This is a genomic window from Breoghania sp., from assembly GCF_030066895.1.
Classification (GTDB): Bacteria; Pseudomonadota; Alphaproteobacteria; order Rhizobiales; family Stappiaceae; genus Breoghania.
The window spans coordinates 327,822-346,413 of record NZ_JASJAV010000001.1; the positions used below are offsets into that span (position 1 = coordinate 327,822).

Below are 18,592 nucleotides of genomic sequence, written 5' to 3' on the forward strand. Positions count from 1 at the left end.
CCGATCATCGCGTGAGGAGGAAAAGAAAGCGCTGCCGCCAGCGTTTATCGGAGAAATGGGAGAAAGACCGAACAGGACAACCAGCGACAGCGCCCATGAACATATCTATATAATTTGAGTTTTTTAGTCGACTTTAAAAGTCAAACCCGCCCCACACGATGAACTCAACGAATTTTCGCTTTGTTTTGCAGACGGTTAGCCTGTGCCCTTTAAGCCCTCTGCTCACAGATTTCGGACACAAAAAAGCCGGCGCTAAACGCCGGCTTTGGCTTTCGCTCATACGTCCTGATTTCAGGAAAGGTCCGCGGCTTCCAGCATCGGATGGGCCGGGACTTCCAGGCTCAGGAGCGTGCGCAGATTCTGGCGGTTACGGGCGATATCGTCGATCGTGTAATTGTCCAGCACGTCGAAGAACGCGGCCAGCGCCTCGTAAAGCACGCGGTTGAACTCGCACGAGGAAATGAGCGGGCAATCGCGCTTGCCCGGATCGAAGCAATCGGAGAGATAGAAATTCTCTTCCGCAACCCGGATCACCGCGCCAAGCGACATCTCGTCTACCGGTTGCGCCAGCAGGATTCCGCCGTTGCGGCCACGCAACGTCTTGATGAACCCGTTGTCGACAAGGATCTTCATCACCTTGAAAAGATGGGTCTCGGAAATGCCGTAGGTCGCGGCGATTTCGGGAACCTTGCTCGGCTTGTCAGGGTTCGCCGCACAATAAAGCAATGTGCGCACCGCATAATTCGCCTGAAGCGTCAATCGCATGTTGGCTCCCTTACGAACCGATACTTGGTCCACGCTACCTTGTTCGGTTTCCTCTGTTTTTGAATAGGCGATCGGGCACGAAGTTTCAACAACCCAGACCCTCCCCCTTGCGCGGCATACCACCGCCCCTTGTCTTTGCAGCGACGGTAAGAGCTGATAGAGACTTTCCATTCACTATAGCGGACGGGGCCAGGACAGAGCATGAGCATTTCTCGCGCGCTATCGCATCGAGTGGCGTCCGATCGGGCAAAATATTGCGCGCGCTGTGTTTTGCGTCGCATCGATCAGTGAGTAAGAGCGTATCGGCACGACGCCTTGGCGGGACAAAAACGGCCACAGCTTGAACGCGAAGGCGCAAGGCGACGCGATGAGCCCCTAAGTGTTTCTGCGGAAGCCTTTCGTTTTTGTCGCCGGTCTCCTTCTTACCCTTTCGGCATCCCATTTTCAGGCCACGAACGCCTTCGAGATCTTCGGCCACAAATTTTTCGAATCGGATAAGGCCGAAACCGTCTAGGTCATCGACCCGCTGCCCTATTCCGCGACCCTTGAGCTTTCCGGCGGCGGCGACGACCTGAAGGAAACTCTGGAGGCGCATTCGACCCTTCTTGCCAAGCAGGACACGCCGCCCTCCGGCGAGCCCGGGCTAATAGCGCGCGCCATGAGCGATCGCGAACAGCTTCTGGCCCGCCTTTACAGCGTGGCACGCTACGGCAGCACCGTGGAGATCACGGTCGCGAGCCGGCCTCTCTCTCAGGCGGTGGATTCAGGCATTCCGTCGACGTCCACGGGAAAGCCGGTTCCTGTCGTCATCAAGGTTTCGGCGGGCCCTCTCTTTTCCTTCGGCCACGTTGAAATCCAAACCAAGGGCGATTCAGGTCAGCCGCAGCTCGATCCCGTCACCTTCGGTCTCGTGAAAGGCGAACCGGCGGCCCGCTCCGGTACGGTCCTCGGTGCAGAAACCGCGATTGCGGTCGCCTTGAAACGAAAAGGACATCCGTTCGATCGCGACATCGTCGCCGACCACGCCACGAAGACCGTCGATTTCGTTCTCCATGCGGAGGCTGGTCCCACCACCGTTTTCGGAACAGCAACGGTTGAAAGGGCGAAGCGAACCGATCCCGCGTTCATCCTGCAGCAGGCGGACATCCCGGAAGGCGGCGCCCTACTCCCCGCACACCTTGCGCAAGGCGGAGAAGAACCTGCGCGACCTCGGCATCTTCTCCAGCATACCGGTGGTGGAAGCGAAATCCCTGGACGACGACGGACACCTGCCGCTCACCATCTACGTGGCCGATCGCAAGCGCTCGGTGGTCGGTGGCGGCGCCACATGGTCCAGCGTCGAAGGCGTCGGGCTTGAGGCTTACTGGCGTCACCGCAATCTGTTCGGTCGGGCGGAACAACTGGCGATCGAAGGCTCGGTCGGACGCCTGACCAACGGCGGCGCGGACGATCTGGAATACGATGCCCACGTCATCTTCACCAAACCCGACTCCTTCGGACCCGCCACCAGCTTCAGTTCCACCATCGGCGCCAAGCAGGAACGGCCGGAAACCTACCAGTTCCGTTCCGTTTACGGCAAAGTCCGGTCCAGCAAGAACCTGAGCGAGACGCTGACGGCGACACTTGGCTCGGAAGTGTCCTAAGCCCGAGAGGAAGATGCGCTGGGCACGAGGAATTACGCTCTGTTCGACGTCTTCGGTGAAGTCACCTGGGATACGCGCGACAATATTCTCGACCCAACGACAGGCTTCCGCCTCTCTGGGACCCTGGAACCGGCCTACGACGTCGAAACAGGTGGACTGATGACCTTCGTCAAGGGAGAGGCCTCCGCCTACCGCGTACTGGATGACGCCAAACGCTTCGTTCTCGCAGGCCGCGTGGCGGCAGGCAGTGTCGTCGGAGCTTCGCTCACCGACATTCAGCCGAGCCGACGCTACTATGTCGGCGTAGGCGGCTCGGTGCGCGGCTACGGATATCGCAATATCGGACCTTCGGTGAAGACCTCAGACGGGACGGAAACCGTCGGCGGCCTCAGCTTCGTGGAAGGGTCCGTGGAAGCGCGCGTCAAGGTGACGGACACGATCGGCATCGTGCCCTTCGTCGATGCGGGCGCAGCCTATGAGGGGGAGATCCCCGACTTTTCCGAGCCCTTGAAGATCGGCACCGGTGTGGGCTTGCGCTACTACACTCCAATCAGGCCGTTGCGTTTCGATGTCGCCTTCCCACTCGATCCGGGCCCGAACGACCTCGACTTTGCGCTCTATCTCGGGCTTAGCCAGGCCTTCTGACGACCGACCGGGCGCGCAAGCATCATTGCGGAGCAGTGCCCGCCGCCGTTTTTCCTCCATCTTGTGACGTTATGTTAGGTTCTCGTTCCACGGGCAGCGCCGATCGTCCGCATCACGAGGCCGGAGCCCGATACGCGACGTAAAGGCAAGCGACAAAAGGACATGAGACGCAAAGCTCCTGCTAAAGTGAGTTTGCGGCTCATCGGCCGAAGAGAACTATGCGCCGTATTCTAATCGTCATCGCCGCCCTGCTCTGTCTCATCGTGCTGGTGCCTTTCGCACTGCTGGCGTTGTTGCAGGCCGAAGCGGCGCGCCATTTTGCCCAGAGCAAGATCAGCAACACGCTGACCACGGACGAGCGCACGGTCGAATTCAGCGCCCTGCAGGTCAATTGGGACGGCACCCTCCACGCCGAATCCATCACCGTCGGCGACAAGCAAGGCACGTGGCTCAAGGCCGACGGGATTCGGGCCACCTGGACGCCGCTGGCGCTGTTGGAAGGACGGCTTTCGATCGGTGCGGTGGAGGTCAAGGACGTCGAAGTTTCGCGACGCCCGCAGGAAAGCGAGCAGACGGCCACCGAGACCGAGGACGACACCACAGCGTCCTCCACTTCGGCTTCCCTCCCCATCGACGTCGATATCCCGCAAATTTCAATCGACAATATCAACCTCGCAGCTCCGGTGGTCGGCACGCCGATCCGGCTGATGGCGCGCGCCAGCGTGCGTCTGCGTGCTGAGCCCGCCATCATCGAAGCCGCCGTTCACGTGGAACGCGACGACGACATTTCGGGACGCTTCGACGCCGCTCCTGCGTATCGACATGCGCGCAAGCGAACCCGCAGGCGGACTGATTGCGCGTCTTCTGCGTATCGAGGCCCTGCCCACTATCGACGCCACACTTTCTGGCGAGGGCCGGATGGATTCCTGGCACGGACATCTCGCCGTCGCGCTCAATCAGCATCAGACGGTAACCGGCAGGCTCGACCTAACACGCGACGACAAGAACCGCCACCTTGCCTTGGCGCTCGATGGCGTGCTCGCCGAAATTCTGCCGCCCGGCATGCGCGACGTCTTTGCCGGATCCCTGCACGTAAAGGGCACGGCGGCCCTTGCGGAGGATTTCACCCCGCTCGGCGGACGGCTGGACATGACGTCCGATGCCGTCTCCTTCAATGCCAACGGAAACTTTGACCGCAGCAGCGGCAGGCTTTCGACCGATCTCGAAGCAACGCTCTTGCGTCCTGCACACTGGAGCGAAGGAAATGCGCGGATCTCCGCCAATGCCCTCGATCTCACAGCAACCGCGAGCGGCATCCTGAGCGATGCCCAATGGAACACGTCACTGACCGCAGCGGGTGTGTCCACGGCGGACGGACGGCTCGACACCCTGTCTCTCAAGGCAGGTGGCGACAATGCGGATTTCGGGGCGGAGACGCTGAACGTTCCCGTCACCCTCGAAGCGACTGCGGATGTCGGCGCCCTTGCCGCCTCAAAGCGCTTGCCGCCTCAAAGTTGAAGCCCTTCGTCGGTCCGGTACGGCTTGCCGGCGCAGGCCGCCTCAAGGCAGGCAATGCCTTCGACCTGCAAAAGCTATCGGTTGAAACCGCCGCGACCAAGGCAACGCTGGCTGGAATCTACGCACCTCAGGAAGCGAAAATTGCCGGCGACGTTTCGTTGCCTGACCTGAGTACACTTTCAGACCTTGCCGGACGGCGCATCGGCGGGACGCTGGCGGCCCATATCACCTTTGATGGAGCACCCACCACCCAATCGGGAACCTTGACCTTCAACGCGAAGGCCCAAGGGCTCGACGCCGGCGAGGATCCCGTGACCGCCCTTCTCGGCGGCGAGGCCACCCTTTCAGGCACGCTCTCGCGCACGGCAGACGGAGAAGTGGACATCTCTGAGACCGTTCTGGAGAGCCCCGGCATCAAGGCGCGGGTTTCTGGACACTCGGATCTGGAGACGGTATCGGCGCAGGCGACTGCGACGGTTTCCGATTTGAAGCCGCTCGACGATCGACTGGCCGGTGCGTTGACCTCAGTGCCGGTCTGACCGGCCCCCTCACCGCACCCGAGGTCGACGCCCGCCTTGAAAGCGAACAGCTGACCATGCAGGGCACGCCGTCGAGGGACTGGTGGCAACAGTGACTGGAAGTGCGCCGGAAGGACGCCCGCAGGCGCAGGCGAAACTCGATGCGACCTTCCGCGGACAACCTCTTTCCGCCACCGCGAAACTTGAGACGGCGGATGACGGCACACGCCGTCTCAACGACATTTCGGTTGTCGCGGCCAATACCCGGCTTCAGGGACATCTGACCCTCGGAGCAAACGGCAAGCCGAGCGGTGAAATCAATCTCTATGCCCCGATCTTGCGGAGATCGCGCCGCTTGTTCTGCAGGATATCGCCGGGGCTCTGACCGCCCACCTGCAAATCGCACAGGCAGGCGATGGCGACACGGCCCGGATCTCCGTGCAGGCAAGCAATCTCCGGCGTGCGGATCTGACGATCGCATCAACGGATCTCGACGCCACCATTACTGATCCCCTTGCAACCCCGCGCATCGAAGGCACGATTTCAGCCCGCGATATCCGGCAGGGCGGCATTACCGTGACAGATCTGTCCGGCAAGGCCAGCCATGACGGCGACGTGACGAACTTCTCTGCGACCGCAAACATGGATGACGGCAAGCTGTCGCTCGACGGCTCGATCAAGCCGGAAGGCGACGGGTTCGCCATCACGCTCTCCAAGGCCGGTGGTAGCTGGAAGGGCATCGAGACGAAATTGACGAAGGCGGCGCAGATCGTCGTCGAAAACGGACAGGCATCCATAAGCGACGAGGATCTGGCGCTGGGCGGCGGTTCGGCCTCGATTTCCGGAACGGCCGGTTCCAATCTCGACGTCTCCGTGAACCTCAATGCGGTACCGATGAGCCTCGCCAATGCCGTTGCCCCCGGCTTCGGGATCGAAGGGACGTTCTCCGGGACAGCCCATGCCACGGGAGCCGACTCGAACCCGGAGGCGACCTGAAAGCTCACATGGTCGGGAGCCAGCGCGACCCAGATCGCGACCTACGGCCTGCCCGCCATGACTGTGACGAGCGATGGACAGTTCCGGAACAAGCGGGTCACGCAGACCACCGCCGCCTCGCTTGGAGACGGCACGTTGACCGCCAAGGGCAGCGTAGATCTTGCAGCCCAACCGGCCGTATTGGATTTGCGGGTCAACGGAGCCTTGCCTCTGTCGCTCACCCAACGCCGCCTGCTTGATGCGGGACTGCGCCTCAAAGGAACCGCGGATCTCGACATGTCGATCGGCGGAACGGTCGCCAAGCCGGATTATGGCGGCACGATTTCAGGCTCGAACCTGACAGCGATAGGACTTCGATACGGGCGTAACCGTCAAATCCCTGAATGTCAGCGCACGGTTCACCCCTGAGCAGTTGGAAGTCTCTTCCCTTTCAGGCGATCTCGGCGGAGGGAAACTGTCGGGCAAGGGCACCCTCGGGCTCGGACAGGGCATGCCCGCCGACTTCTCCCTGACGATCAAGGATGCGACCTATCAGGACGGCGCCATCGTCAAAGCCCGCTTCGATGCCGACATGAAGTTTGCCGGGCCGCTGGCAGGGTCCCCGCTCCTGTCCGGATCCGTGCTGCTGAAACGCACCGACATCACCATTCCCGAAACGGTCGCGGGCAAGATCTCTCCGCTTTCCGTCAAGCACGTCAACGCACCGGCCGACATTCGCGAACAGACCCAGGATCTCGACAAGAAGGACGGCGACGGAAACAGTGGAGGCGGCGCGATAAGGTTCGACCTCACTGTCCGCGCGCCGGGACAGATGTTCGTGCGCGGTCGCGGCCTTCAGGCGGAACTTGCGGGCAGTGTCCGTATTCGCGGCACAACCGCCTCCCCCGTCACGAGCGGCGGCTTTACCCTGCGCAGGGGCACACTCGACGTGCTCAGCCGACAACTTACCTTCACCAAGGGCGAGATCGCCTTCCTCGGCAGTTTCGATCCCCGCCTCGATTTCACGGCGACGACCTCGACTTCGGATGCACAGGTCGTGATCTCCGTCACCGGCAATGCCTCGGACCCGACGATTTCCTTCTCTTCGGTTCCCGAGATGCCGCAGGACGAGATCCTCGCGCAGCTTCTGTTCGGGCAGAGCTTGTCCAACCTGTCTCCGGCACAGATCGCACAACTGGCAAGCGCGCTGGCAACGCTCGGCTGCAAGGACCCGCTGGATCGCCTGCGCCAGAGCCTCGGCGTCGACAGAATCAACCTGACGACGGATGAGGACAACAACACCGCCGTCAATCTCGGCAAGAATATCGGCGACAAGCTGCGGCTCGGCGTGCAACAGGGCACCGTCTCCTCCTCCAGCCGCGTGACGATCGATCTCGATATCAACAAGGCGCTGCGCGCACGCGGCGAGGTCGGCGAAGACGGCAATTCCAAAGCCGGAATCTATTTCGAGAAAGAATACTGATCTTCCGCAGGGAAGGTTTCTAAAGAACCGGGACAGGATCCGTCAGTATAGACATTGATAATTTAAACATGACGCTTGCGAATCTCTCCCGTTTTTCGGCGTTAGCCTGACCTGAAAAAATCAGGATTCCCAACATTTTCACACACACGCCGACCGGCGACGAGAGGTCTTTCCTCTAAGGGCGTTCTGTCGTATGTGCTTGGAACACATTGAATCTACGAATCTTTATCCGTCTAGACGCAGAGTCAAATGTGCCAATAACGCAACACCTTTACTAATTTAGAGAAATCTTATTCCTTATTCCTACCTAGTGGTGCATACGTAAGTGCGCAAGAAAACGTACGTTAACGAACTACTCACACACGTGTGGGCGCGCGCCGTGAAATTTCGTTTAGTTACGTCGGCTTTCTCCGTCGTTCTCGCCACGACGTCGGCAATGTCGATGGATCTCAGGCAGGCTGTTCAGACGGCCGTGGCCACCAATCCGAGCGTTCTGGAGTCGTCGGCAAACCATCGGGCAAGAGGGCACGAACTGACTCGTGCCCAGGGCGCCTTCCTGCCCTCTCTCAGCCTCTCCGGGGACATTGGCGGACAACGCCTTGACCGTCCCAACTCCTTCACTCGCAACAACAACGACCAATGGCGCACGCGCAAGCAGTTGAGCGTTACGGTCGAACAACTCCTTTTTGACGACTTCGGATCGGTCAACGAGATCTATCGGCAGGCGGCCCGTGTCGACGGAGCGGCCTTGCGGGCTCTCGAGCGTTCCGAGGCGATCGCACTGGATGCGACGGAAACCTATATCGACGTGATCCGCCATGCCGCCATCCTGGCGCAGACCCGGCGCAACGTGAGCAAGCACCGCAGCATTCTCGGCGACATGCGCCAGCGCTATGAGGGCGGAGAGACCGGAGCAGCCGACCTGAGCCAGGCTCAGGAGCGCGTCGCCGCAACCGAGCTCGTCGCCGCCGATGTTCGCAAATCGCTTCTGGACACGCTTGCCAAGTTCGAGCGCGTGGTCGGCGAAAAGCCCGGCAAGCTCACTCCGGCCAACTCGGCGAACGTGCCGGCAGGCCCGGTCGATCGACGGGTCGATATCGCAGCCGTCCAGAACCCGCAGATCCAGGCAGCCATCGCAGATGCGGATGCGGTGCGCCAGGAATACGAGACCACCAAGAGCCCCTTCATGCCGCGCGTCAGCCTGCAGGGCGTGGCCAGCGTGGGCGACGATCTGGACGGCGTCGAAGGCCGCAACAACGAGTACACGGGAAAGCTCGTCTTTTCGTGGAACCTCTTCAACGGCGGCAAGGACCGGACCCGGCGGATGGAATATGCCGAGCGCCTGACCGAAAGCCAGGTGCGTGTCGACAAGATCCGCCGCGAGATCAAGGAAACCATCGAGCGTTCCTGGGCCGCAGTGGAGACCGGCAACGACAAGATCCGCGCAATCTCCAGGCAGGTCGCAGCCAACCGGAAGGTCGTCGACGGCTACCGTCAGGAATACGACATCGGTCAGCGCACGCTGCTCGACGTGTTGAACACCGAGAACGCGCTCTTCAACAGCAAGATCGACCTAATTTCAGCGCGCATGATCTACGCCTTCACAACGTATCAGTTGCGCGGAACGACGAGCGAACTGCTCGCCTATTTGAACGTGGAAGTGCCTGAGGAAGCCGTTGACGGCCAACGCGGCAACGTCTCGATCTTCCCGACGAATGCCAGCTTCCACATCGAGCCGCTGCGCAAACTGATTTCGTCTGCATGTGCCGGGAGCGGTTGAAAACCGCTTCCGGCATTTTTCGTTGCGTCCTTGCCACAACCGCCGGTTGACCGGATAATGCGGCGACAGGTCACGCGCTCGCGCGTCGCCATTTGCGCGTGGAATCCCGGCGATTTCGGCCGTTCATTTCCGAACTTTTCTATTATTTTCATATGTTTCCAAGATTTTTCTCAATCTTCAAATAAAGAGTACCTTGGACGCTAACCAATTTTGACGATATTTAATGAAAATTCTAATAAAATATGTTTCCTTCCATGGAGCTCAACGAACGGAATACGCCTTAGAGGAATTAACCCTGTTTTATCGAAGGCCGAAAGCCTGAACCGTGATAGGAACGAGCAACGTGCACTCTGCGAGCACCCAAGACAGTGGATCGCGCTCAATTGAGAAAGATCCGCTCATTGAAGCCATAAAGTGTATCGCCCGCTCGTTCGGATATCACGTAACGGATTCCGTATTGTTGTATCGACGGAACCGACACGCGCCAGTTCGATCCGAGCGACCTGAGAACCGGGGTCGGCTATGTCTCGCAGGACAACGACCTCTTCAACAGCACCGTTCGCGAAAACATCAGCGCCGGCGATCCTTACGCCGAAGATGAAGATGTCCTCGAGGCGGCCCGCATCGCCGGGGTCGACGATTTCATCGCGCAACACCCGCAAGGCTACGACCTGCCGGTCGGCAAAGGCGGCCGCATGTTCTCGGGCGGACAACGCCAGTCCGTCGCGTTTGCCCGCATGCTCCTTGCAAGCCCCGGATCCTCTTTCTCGATGAGCCGTCCAGCAATCTCGATCTGACGTCTGAAAAGCGGCTGATCGAGCGGCTGAAAGCGTTCAGTCGTCCGAGAACCACCGTCATCATCAGCACCCACCGCATGAGCCTTATCCAACTGACTAACCGTCTGTTAACGCTGGATAATGGCAGGCTCGCGCTGGATGGGCCGCACGATGCCGTTCTGCGCCAGTTGAAGGAGCTTGGGGCTGCGAAGCTGGCGACCACGGCGGAGGCCCGTGCAGCGCGATGAAGCCGGGGGACTGAAACTACGCCAACGATATCCGCGACATTCTTCAGACGCGGCCGCCCCGCTATACGACCAATATCGTGCGGATCGGGCTGGCCTTGATCATTATCGGCCTCATCTGAGCCAATTTCGCGGAGCTTAAAGAAGTCACGCGCGGCGACGGACGGGTGGTCCCCTCCCGCCAGATCCAGGCCGTTCAGGCCCCCGACAAGGGGATCGTAAAAGAGCTTCTGGCCGAAGAAGGCGATATCGTCGCCAAGGATCAGGTTCTGGTTCGTATCGACGATACCGACTTCACCTCAAGGCTCGGCGAGATCAGACAAAAGCGCTGGGCCCTGCTGACCCGCATTGCCCGCCTCCAGGCCGAGACGGAAGGCAAGGCGCCCACTTTCCCCGGAGACCTCAAGGAAGCCGTTCCCGTGCTCGTTGCCGGGGAGATGAAGGTCTTCCAGACCAAGAAAACCCGGCTCAACGACGAATTGTCGGTTCTGCGCAGTCAGGCTGAACAGCGCGAACAGGAATACGAAGAACTGTTGGCCAAAGAGCGCAAGCTCGCCTCCACACTGGAAATCATGGAGCGTGAGCTGGAGATCAACGAGAAGCTCTACAAGAGGCGCGATCTTCCCGAAATCGAGTTTCTGAGGCTGCAGCGACAACTGGTGGAGACACAAGGTGAGCTTGAAATCACCAAGGCATCGCTGGAAAAGACCGCAGCCACGCGCCGCGAAGCAGCCGAGCGAATTCGCAACGCGGAGACGACCTTTATCGCGGAGGCCCAGCAGGAGCTTGCGACCGCACGCGCAGAACTCGCCGTCATCGATGAAACGACCCGTGGGGCTTTCGACCGCGTGCGGAGGACAGATCTCACTTCCCCGGTCAAGGGCGTGATCAACCGCCTCAACGTGACGACGATTGGCGCTGTGGTTCAACCCGGCTCGGATATCGTCGAAATCGTCCCCTTGGAGGATACCCTTCTCATCGAAACCCGTATCCGACCTCAGGACGTTGCCTTCCTGCGGCCGGGACAGAAGGCACGGGTCAAGATTACGGCTTATGCTTTCTCTATTTACGGCGGGCTGGACGATCATCTGGAGCGTATCAGCGCCGATACGACGGAAGATGAAAAAGAAATCGCTTCTTCTGTGTGATGATAAGAAAAAATAAAAATTACCTTGGATCAGATAACAATACTTTACCAATAATTCCAAGAATGGTTACTTCGGTCGACATATTAATCGGAGAGAAAAGCGTCCTCGATTATCTCTTGAAGCCGATAAAAAGGTACGGGACGAGGCGCTCAGGGAGCGCTGAAAGCCCGACGAATAATGGGGCGATCGGCAGATGGAACGGATTTCACGCGCGCCCTCGCGGGCGGCAAACAGGATAGGTGCGCGCGCTCTTGCGCTGGCCGGTGCGACTTGCATCGTTCTCGGCCTTGCAGCTCCTCTCGCAACGGCCGGACAGTTCACTCCGCTCACAGGTGCCGAGCGCGATATCGCGACGTCGGCAGCACAATCCGCGCATGACCTGCTCCTTCAGACATCGAACATGCGGACAGTGGAATTCGATTTCGCTCGCCCTTACGCGATGTGGAACGACCTTCTGCCCTCCCCTGAGCAGATGACTGTCCGCCCGACCGCCAAACCCGAGATAACGGTCGAGACGCAAGCTTCCGCCGAACCGCATTCGAAACGCCTTTTGCTGGGTAGCCTCGGCAAGGCCACCTCGTTCACCCCGGTGAGCACGCGCTGGAACCGCATCCAGAACGATACGGCCCCTGTCGCGGGCCGCTTCGCCACGTGCGATGGCATCTCCGGGGTCTGCTCCGAGCTTGCGATGCGCGGATGGGATTACATCGTCTCCAAGGCCCGGACGATGCGCAAAGGCTACCAGCTCAGCTATATCAATCGCACGATCAACCGCCTAATCACCTATCGCGACGATCGCTATGTCTGGAAGACAGCCGAGTACTGGGCCTCGCCGCAAGAAACGTTGGCGAAGAAGGCCGGGGACTGCGAGGATTTCGCAATCCTGAAATACTGCAGCCTGCGTGAAGTCGGCTTCAAGGACGCGAACATGCGCATCGTCGTACTCAAGGATCGCGCGGCAAGCCGTTACCATGCCGTGCTTGCGGCCTACTACAACGACGACTGGCTCATTCTCGACAACCGCTTTTCCCGCGTCCGGCTGCAGCGGGATCTGCTGCAATATCAGCAGCTCTATTCCCTCAACGACCAGGCACAGTGGTCCCATGCGACCAAGCCTGCGCAACCTGTCCGGCTGGCTGCCAGGCTGAAGGAACGGTTCGCCGAGTAGAGCGCGGGCTGTCTGCGCTCATCTGCCCATCTCCTCGCGTAAAGTATTGTGGCAGATCAAGCCCGTGTGGTGTATGTGTCTAACCGACACGACGGCGGCCCGGGCTGAATGATTCAACCGTTTGACTTCAAAATACGACGCCGGACATTGGTGATCCTGTCAGCAACCCTAGGCATACTTGTGGGCGGGGCGGGATATCATATCGGCAAAACCGTCGAACGCGCCCAGTCCGAAGCGCTGAACTCATCGGACACGGCCCGCCTTCAGCTCGCACACGCCCTGCTGCAAAAGGACCTTCAGCTCGCCGCCGGTCGGCTGGAGGAACTCCCCAGACTGCCGCTGCTCGAAGGATTCTTCCACGCAAGCACCATGACACCCGACAGCGGTAATACGGCCGAACTCAAAGCCTATCTCAACGACGTCTTCGCCGCCTCGGCTACCGATCCTTCCATCGATGCGCTCGTTGCCTATTCCGCAAGGAACAACGTCCTGCTGAAGAGCAACACGACAACCTCCCCGCCACAGAATTCGGCAAAAGGCGGGAGCGCTGTGATCATTGATGAGACATCGAATCCGCAGACATTACGGCTACGAGCTGTGGTCCCCGCCGACGCTTCTCCGGAAGACGCCGCCGGTTTTCTCCTCGCCCCGGATCAGTCCTCATCTCTCTGAGACAGGCAGACATCCATGTTGAGCAGAAAACCGAGAAGGCAGAAGCACAGTCGCCGCATGCACTCAGCCTCGGCCCGCTGGTTTTGAAAATGACCGATAGGTCTGAACACCCCTCGTTCCTCTCTCTTTACGCAGCCCTTTCCGGCCTCATCGTTTTCCTGACCAGTCTTGCCGGAGCCTTCGTGATCAGAACCAGGGATCACTGATCCGTCTGCCGAACGCGCCATCACATGAAAAGAGCGGATCCACAAGGACCCACCCTTTTTGTTTTCAGTTCGGTGATGAACCTCAGGCGACGGCGACGCTCACATCCGCCTGGATGCCTTCATCGTCGATCACCACGCGGATGGTCTCCCCGACCGAGATATCGGAGAACTCAACGACCGGGGTCCAATCCGATCCGACACCGTCGGCATTGACCGACAGCACGGCATTGCCGTCATTGTCGGCCGTCAGTTACGTAGTCGGCCACGTTGGCATCTCCGACACCGCCGAAAGCACCGTCCAGGAGCTGATGGATATCGATCACGTCACCATCGTCACCGCCTTCACCCGCGATCTCGAAATCAGTGATGAAGTCGGTGGCTTCCGCCAACGAGCTGATCACGAAGGTATCGCTGCCCTCTCCGTCCGTGAGCATATCGGCCCCGAGCCCTCCGGCGATCAGATCATCGCCGCTACCACCGACGAGAATGTCATCACCATCGGTTCCGGTGAAGACCTGATCTTCGTCGACAGCAGCCACGAAGGTGCTCACCAAAGACGACACAGACGAGACCGACATACTACTGACTGCGCTGTAGACGGTGCCATCCGCACCGACATAGTCACCGTCCGCCGTCTGGTAGAAGGTATAGGCAGAACCGGACGTAGCATCGTTGTCATCATCCCCGTATGCACCGACCACAATCGAGCCGTCGGAGTTGATCGACACGGAACGGCCGAAGAAATCGGCCGCAGAACCGTCATAGGCGGTCAACTCAACTGCGAAGTCATAGCCGCCAGCACCATCGGGAACAAAGACATAGGCGAAGCCAGAACTGAAGGCGGATCCATCACCGCCGTTTGCCCCCACGAAAATAGTCCCGTCATCGCCGACGGCGACCGATGAACCGAAGAAATCGAAGGAACTCGCATCGGGAGCAAACAACTTGACGGGGTCGGCATAGCCGTCGACGGAGTCATCTACTTGATAAACATAGACCGCATGGGCATTAGCACTGTCCTGACTATCGAAGCTCGCACCGACCACCAGCGTTCCATCCGCGCCCACAGCAACCGAACTACCGAACCTTTCGGCAAGTGTGGTTTCCGAAGAGGATGGCGTCAGCGTGAGAACGAGCTGATAATCCCCATTGACATCCGGCTTGTAGACGTAAGCCGCCCCGTTGGACGTATCGCCGTCGACGTCGACCTCGGAGGCGCCAACGAGCACCGTCCCGTCATCGCCGATCGCAACCGACTTGCCGAACTCGTCACCGACTGAGGCCGACGGGGCAACCAGTTTGATGCCGGTTTCATAACCGCCCGATCCGTCCGGGACGAACACATAAGTCGCCCCGATATAATCGAACGTGGATACATTCCCATCGGCCTCTTCCTCTCCGACGACAATGACGCCGTCATCGTTGATCGAAACCGCACCCCCGAAGGCGTCATCGGTCACACCGTCCGGTGCCACTAGGGTTATCGGAACATTGTACCCGCCAGAGCCATCCGGCACGTACACGTAGGCAACCCCGGTATAGCCACATTATCACCGATGGCTCCCACCACGATCGTTCCATTGACCCCGATCGTCACCGAAGAGCCGAATTCTTCATATTCTTCCGGGGCAGGAGACGACAACTTGATCGGGTCCTCATAGCCGCCAGCCCCATCGGGCACGAAGACGAACACGAAACCGGCATCCGCAAAACCTTCGTCATCGCTTGCCGATCCCACCACAACCGCACCATAGTCGCCGGTCGCAACGCTTTCACCGAAGCGATCAAGGGTCGAGCCGTTCGGATCGAGCAGCTTGTCCGCGCCCTGCACCACTGGTTCGTCAACACTGTTGACGGTCAGAGATACCGTCGCCCGTTCGCTCCAACCATTCCCTTCGCTCACCTCGTATTCAAAGCTGTCGGACCCGTTGTAATCGGCATCCGGCGTGTACTCGAAGGAACCATCCGCATTCAACGTCAGGTTGCCATGCGCCGGACCGGTGACGACACCTACCGAGAGACTGTCGCCATCGAGGTCTTCGTCATTGGCCAGCACGCCTTCGGCCGCAGAGACGGTCAGCACCCTGTCCTCATCGACCTCATAGACCCCGCCGGCATTCGCCGCGGGCGGCAGATTGCCGACATCGCCGTTGTCGTCCGAGAACATCGGAATTTCACCGGCACCGGAGAAGGTGACGGAATGATCGCTGGCCTGCAGCGTGTAGATGCCGTCACCATTGTCGACCAGCGAGTAGTCTTCGATCGTCGTCCCCGGCGCTAGGTTGATGAGGTCATTGCCCCTGAGCGCGCCCAGGACGACGTCATCGCCGCCATTAGTCGAGAACACGATACGGTGCACGGAGCTGAGTCCCGAAATATCTACCGTATCGCTGCCGCTTCCACCCTCGATCGTGATGGTGGAGGTTGCAAGGCTGGTGCCCGCGAAGCTGCCGTGCACGTTGAACGTGTCGCTAAAGTCGCTTGGAGCCCCCTGATCGTCGATAACGATCTCCTCGATACCGTCCATCTCGGCGATGATCGAACCGTTGCGAACGATGATGATCTCTGCCGAACCACCGCAACCGAACGCCAGGTTCGCCGCCGAATTGCTGTAGATATCGTAGGTTTCGGTCGTGGCATCGCCGGTTGCGAAGAAGGTATCCGTATCGGCGCCGCCGTCGATCGTGTCGTGGCCGTCACCGACGTTCCACAGAATCATATCGTCACCGGTTCCGCCGAAGATGAGATCATCACCGGCACCATCGGCGAGATAGTCATCTCCCTCACCGCCGTAAAGCGTGTCTGCCCCCGCTCCCCCGAGCAGGAGGTCATCCCCGCCCTGGCCGTCGAGCGTATCGTCACCGCCGCCGCCGTAATAGGCATCGGTACCGTCGGATCCAACCGGCATGAACCACGGTCTTTTGCGTTGCCGGATTGAGCTGCAGATAGTGATTGGCTTCTTCGACGTTGGTGTAGGTGTTGGCATCCGCCCCGGTGTTAACCACATCGTGCGACGTCGAGATCTGACCGTACTCGATCACACCGAATTCGAAGCCGTCGATGGTGTTGTTCGTGACCGTGGCACCATCGCTGTTGATCAGGTAGATGGCGTTGTCGTTGTCGCCGGTTCCAGCGAAGTTGTTGCCGTCGACCAGCAATCCGACCGTGTTATAGACGAGCAGAGCGGCGGAAGCCCATCCCGATCCCTGGAAGCCGAAGCCGGAGAACGTGTTTCCTTGGATGCTACCCGTGGATCCTTGCGAGAGCTGAATGCCGTTCTGGGCAATCACCGTCTGTGACCGTGGTGATCGTGTTGCCCTGCGCCGTGACGACGGTGTTGCGCGCCACGATCGCGGTCTTCTGGAACTCCGAGAAGGTGGAGTTGGTGATGCTGATCGTCTTCGCCGAGCCGGCTTCATTGGTCACCAGGATCGCGTTGCCGCGCTGGTTGCCGGAAACCTGCCCCGTCGCCTCGTCGATCGGCGCGTCGCCGATCTCGACGACCTCCACCTGATCGATGGAGCCCAACGCATTGACGTAGGCGATGCCGTTGAAGTCGCCACCGCCGGTCACCTGACCGGCCTGCCATTCTCCGTCGATCGTGACCGACTGGATATTGACGTTGTCGGCCCCTTCCACAGTGACGATGCTGAAGAGCACCTTGCCGTTTTGCGGGTTCGTCGTGATCTGCACGAGGCCGCTTGACGGCGACTCGATCACGACGTCGCCGACACCGAAGAGCGAGATGTCGCTGGTGGTGATGATTACCTGTTCGACATAGGTACCTTCGGCGATCAGGATCGTGTCACCTGCGCTCGCCGCATCGACAGCCTCCTGGATCGTGTCGAAGCCGCCGTTGCCGACCAGCAGGAACTGACCGGCCTCAGCCCCATCGACGATCTCGATATCGAAGAGCGTGTCGGTGCCTTCGGTTGTGGTTGCAACGCTCCAACCACCGGCACCGATCGTGATGTCCCCAGCCGCGAGGATATCGGCAAAGTTGGCCGTATCCGTGCCGCCGGCTCCATCGAGCGCGTCGTCATCGCCACTGCCGGTGAAGGTGTCATCACCGTCGAGGTCGTCGAAGTCGAAGCTGCCGGTTGCAGTCGGGTTCGCCACATAGCTGTCGGCGCCGGCTGAACCGGTCACGGTCACCGTGGACTGGCTGACGTTGTCGATATCGCCGTGGATCGAGGGATGCTCCGCTCCCGTTATCTCCACGTTCTGGATCGTCACGGATAGCCCATCGATCGACTTGCCCGGTTCACCGGCCCGAATGCCGGTGGAGGTGCCATCGATGGTGCCGTTGCGCACGATGATGTTGCCGACATATTCGGCAGGAGATGTTGCGTAGCTCCCGTCATCGCGTGCCTTAAGCGAGATCGCGCCGCCGAAGGCATGCGCGGTGCCGTCACCGTCGGACGATCCCACATCGGTGAACGTGAGGCTCTCGATCACGATATCCGTGTAGGTGCCGTTCTTCAGGTTGATGTCGATCCCATTGCCGAAACCGCTGGTATTGCTACCCGTCCCGCCGAAGACCGGTGCGCGACCGAACTCGCCCACATCCTCCATCGTGATACCGGTGATGAGGGTGTGATCGAGCGCTTCCGCGTAGATGCCCTTCTCGAGAAGGTGCGAAAAGTTCGTGCCGTTGATCGTGACGTTGGTGATCAGGCCGTCATCTTCGACCCCCGACGCGGTCGTCTTGGCGAAGTAGATGCCAATCGCACCGTCGGTGATCTCACCGCCGTTGATCGTCAGACCGTCGACATCCGCCGTCGTTCCCTTGCGGATACCGTTGACCACGCCGTCGATGGTAACGTCGTTCAGCGTCACGTTCTCGATGTTATCGGCAAGTTCGACACCGGTGTAGAAACTCGTCACCGTGATGTTCGACAGCATGACGCCGTCGGCATCGACGATCACGCCCCGGCCCGCCCCGTTGTCATAGGACGACGCGGTCTTCAGGAAGTCTCCGACGGTGCCGGATATGCCGTTGTCGTCCTTGAACGAGCCCTCGATGATCACCTCACCACCGACGCCCATC

General features: G+C 59.9%; 22 protein-coding genes. 14 read left to right on the forward strand and 8 right to left on the reverse strand.

The features are described 5' to 3' along the window. Positions 1–291: 291 nt before the first annotated feature. Together QNJ43_RS01825 and QNJ43_RS01830 are read right to left on the reverse strand one after the other, a co-directional pair. Entirely contained in the window at positions 292–765 is a 474-nt protein-coding gene (locus QNJ43_RS01825) for an Rrf2 family transcriptional regulator (protein ID WP_300466907.1), read from the reverse strand. An 871-nt stretch (positions 766–1,636) separates the two neighbouring features. After that, positions 1,637–1,819, reverse strand: a complete 183-nt coding sequence (locus tag QNJ43_RS01830) for a hypothetical protein (RefSeq protein ID WP_300466909.1) — start codon at positions 1,817–1,819, stop codon at positions 1,637–1,639. 124 nt (positions 1,820–1,943) lie between these two features. Between QNJ43_RS01830 and QNJ43_RS01835 the strand changes: the two genes are divergently transcribed. Both QNJ43_RS01835 and QNJ43_RS01840 read left to right on the forward strand, forming a co-directional pair. Beyond that, positions 1,944–2,408 (forward strand): BamA/TamA family outer membrane protein, encoded by a 465-nt coding sequence (locus tag QNJ43_RS01835; protein WP_300466911.1) that lies wholly within the window; start codon positions 1,944–1,946, stop codon positions 2,406–2,408. 39 nt (positions 2,409–2,447) lie between these two features. Then, a complete protein-coding gene (locus QNJ43_RS01840; protein WP_300467278.1) occupies positions 2,448–3,053 on the forward strand; it encodes a BamA/TamA family outer membrane protein in 606 nt (201 codons plus the stop codon). Between the two features lie 230 nt (positions 3,054–3,283). Here QNJ43_RS01840 and QNJ43_RS01845 read toward each other — a convergent pair whose 3' ends face one another. Beyond that, a complete protein-coding gene (locus QNJ43_RS01845; RefSeq protein WP_300466913.1) occupies positions 3,284–3,493 on the reverse strand; it encodes a hypothetical protein in 210 nt (69 codons plus the stop codon). Between the two features lie 382 nt (positions 3,494–3,875). Between QNJ43_RS01845 and QNJ43_RS01850 the strand changes: the two genes are divergently transcribed. The 12 genes from QNJ43_RS01850 (at position 3,876) to QNJ43_RS01905 (ending at position 13,336) form a co-directional block, all read left to right on the forward strand. After that, the gene (locus QNJ43_RS01850; RefSeq protein WP_300466915.1) at positions 3,876–4,571 is read left to right on the forward strand and encodes a hypothetical protein; all 696 of its coding nucleotides are present in this window, start codon (positions 3,876–3,878) and stop codon (positions 4,569–4,571) included. Then, positions 4,568–5,110: a hypothetical protein gene (locus QNJ43_RS01855; RefSeq protein ID WP_300466917.1), complete on the forward strand. Its 543-nt coding sequence runs from the start codon at positions 4,568–4,570 to the stop codon at positions 5,108–5,110. The genes QNJ43_RS01850 and QNJ43_RS01855 overlap by 4 nt, the downstream gene beginning before the upstream one ends. A gap of 82 nt (positions 5,111–5,192) precedes the next feature. After that, positions 5,193–5,474 (forward strand): hypothetical protein, encoded by a 282-nt coding sequence (locus tag QNJ43_RS01860; RefSeq protein ID WP_300466919.1) that lies wholly within the window; start codon positions 5,193–5,195, stop codon positions 5,472–5,474. Positions 5,475–5,527: 53 nt separating this feature from the next. After that, entirely contained in the window at positions 5,528–6,085 is a 558-nt protein-coding gene (locus QNJ43_RS01865; RefSeq protein ID WP_300466921.1) for a hypothetical protein, read from the forward strand. Between the two features lie 57 nt (positions 6,086–6,142). Next, positions 6,143–6,493 carry a hypothetical protein gene (locus QNJ43_RS01870; RefSeq protein WP_300466923.1) on the forward strand — a complete coding sequence of 117 codons (351 nt, stop codon included), beginning with the start codon at positions 6,143–6,145 and terminating at the stop codon, positions 6,491–6,493. Positions 6,494–6,497: 4 nt separating this feature from the next. Next, a complete protein-coding gene (locus QNJ43_RS01875) occupies positions 6,498–7,547 on the forward strand; it encodes a translocation/assembly module TamB domain-containing protein (protein WP_300466925.1) in 1,050 nt (349 codons plus the stop codon). Between the two features lie 379 nt (positions 7,548–7,926). Next, positions 7,927–9,327, forward strand: coding sequence for a TolC family outer membrane protein (locus tag QNJ43_RS01880; RefSeq protein ID WP_300466927.1), 1,401 nt, complete (start codon positions 7,927–7,929; stop codon positions 9,325–9,327). A gap of 503 nt (positions 9,328–9,830) precedes the next feature. Further along, positions 9,831–10,124, forward strand: a complete 294-nt coding sequence (locus tag QNJ43_RS01885) for an ATP-binding cassette domain-containing protein (protein ID WP_300467279.1) — start codon at positions 9,831–9,833, stop codon at positions 10,122–10,124. Between the two features lie 77 nt (positions 10,125–10,201). After that, the gene (locus QNJ43_RS01890) at positions 10,202–10,351 is read left to right on the forward strand and encodes a hypothetical protein (RefSeq protein ID WP_300466929.1); all 150 of its coding nucleotides are present in this window, start codon (positions 10,202–10,204) and stop codon (positions 10,349–10,351) included. Positions 10,352–10,515: 164 nt separating this feature from the next. Then, on the forward strand, positions 10,516–11,496 hold the full coding sequence (locus tag QNJ43_RS01895) for an HlyD family type I secretion periplasmic adaptor subunit (protein WP_346432803.1): 981 nt from the start codon (positions 10,516–10,518) through the stop codon (positions 11,494–11,496). A gap of 193 nt (positions 11,497–11,689) precedes the next feature. Beyond that, a complete protein-coding gene (locus QNJ43_RS01900; protein ID WP_300466931.1) occupies positions 11,690–12,664 on the forward strand; it encodes a transglutaminase-like cysteine peptidase in 975 nt (324 codons plus the stop codon). 180 nt (positions 12,665–12,844) lie between these two features. Beyond that, positions 12,845–13,336 carry a hypothetical protein gene (locus QNJ43_RS01905; protein ID WP_300466933.1) on the forward strand — a complete coding sequence of 164 codons (492 nt, stop codon included), beginning with the start codon at positions 12,845–12,847 and terminating at the stop codon, positions 13,334–13,336. A 288-nt stretch (positions 13,337–13,624) separates the two neighbouring features. Here QNJ43_RS01905 and QNJ43_RS01910 read toward each other — a convergent pair whose 3' ends face one another. From QNJ43_RS01910 to QNJ43_RS01930, 5 genes are read right to left on the reverse strand one after another with little or no spacing between them, the layout of a single operon-like run. Further along, positions 13,625–13,765 carry a hypothetical protein gene (locus QNJ43_RS01910; protein ID WP_300466935.1) on the reverse strand — a complete coding sequence of 47 codons (141 nt, stop codon included), beginning with the start codon at positions 13,763–13,765 and terminating at the stop codon, positions 13,625–13,627. Positions 13,766–13,775: 10 nt separating this feature from the next. Then, positions 13,776–15,065 carry a type I secretion C-terminal target domain-containing protein gene (locus tag QNJ43_RS01915; RefSeq protein WP_346432804.1) on the reverse strand — a complete coding sequence of 430 codons (1,290 nt, stop codon included), beginning with the start codon at positions 15,063–15,065 and terminating at the stop codon, positions 13,776–13,778. Then, complete coding sequence (locus tag QNJ43_RS01920; RefSeq protein WP_300466939.1) at positions 15,023–16,450, reverse strand: cadherin-like domain-containing protein; 1,428 nt, start codon at positions 16,448–16,450, stop codon at positions 15,023–15,025. The genes QNJ43_RS01915 and QNJ43_RS01920 overlap by 43 nt, the downstream gene beginning before the upstream one ends. Next, the gene (locus QNJ43_RS01925) at positions 16,401–16,832 is read right to left on the reverse strand and encodes a hypothetical protein (RefSeq protein ID WP_300466941.1); all 432 of its coding nucleotides are present in this window, start codon (positions 16,830–16,832) and stop codon (positions 16,401–16,403) included. Before QNJ43_RS01925 ends, QNJ43_RS01920 begins: the two co-directional genes overlap by 50 nt. Continuing rightward, a complete protein-coding gene (locus QNJ43_RS01930; RefSeq protein ID WP_300466943.1) occupies positions 16,786–18,591 on the reverse strand; it encodes a hypothetical protein in 1,806 nt (601 codons plus the stop codon). The genes QNJ43_RS01925 and QNJ43_RS01930 overlap by 47 nt, the downstream gene beginning before the upstream one ends. Position 18,592: the final 1 nt, after the last annotated feature.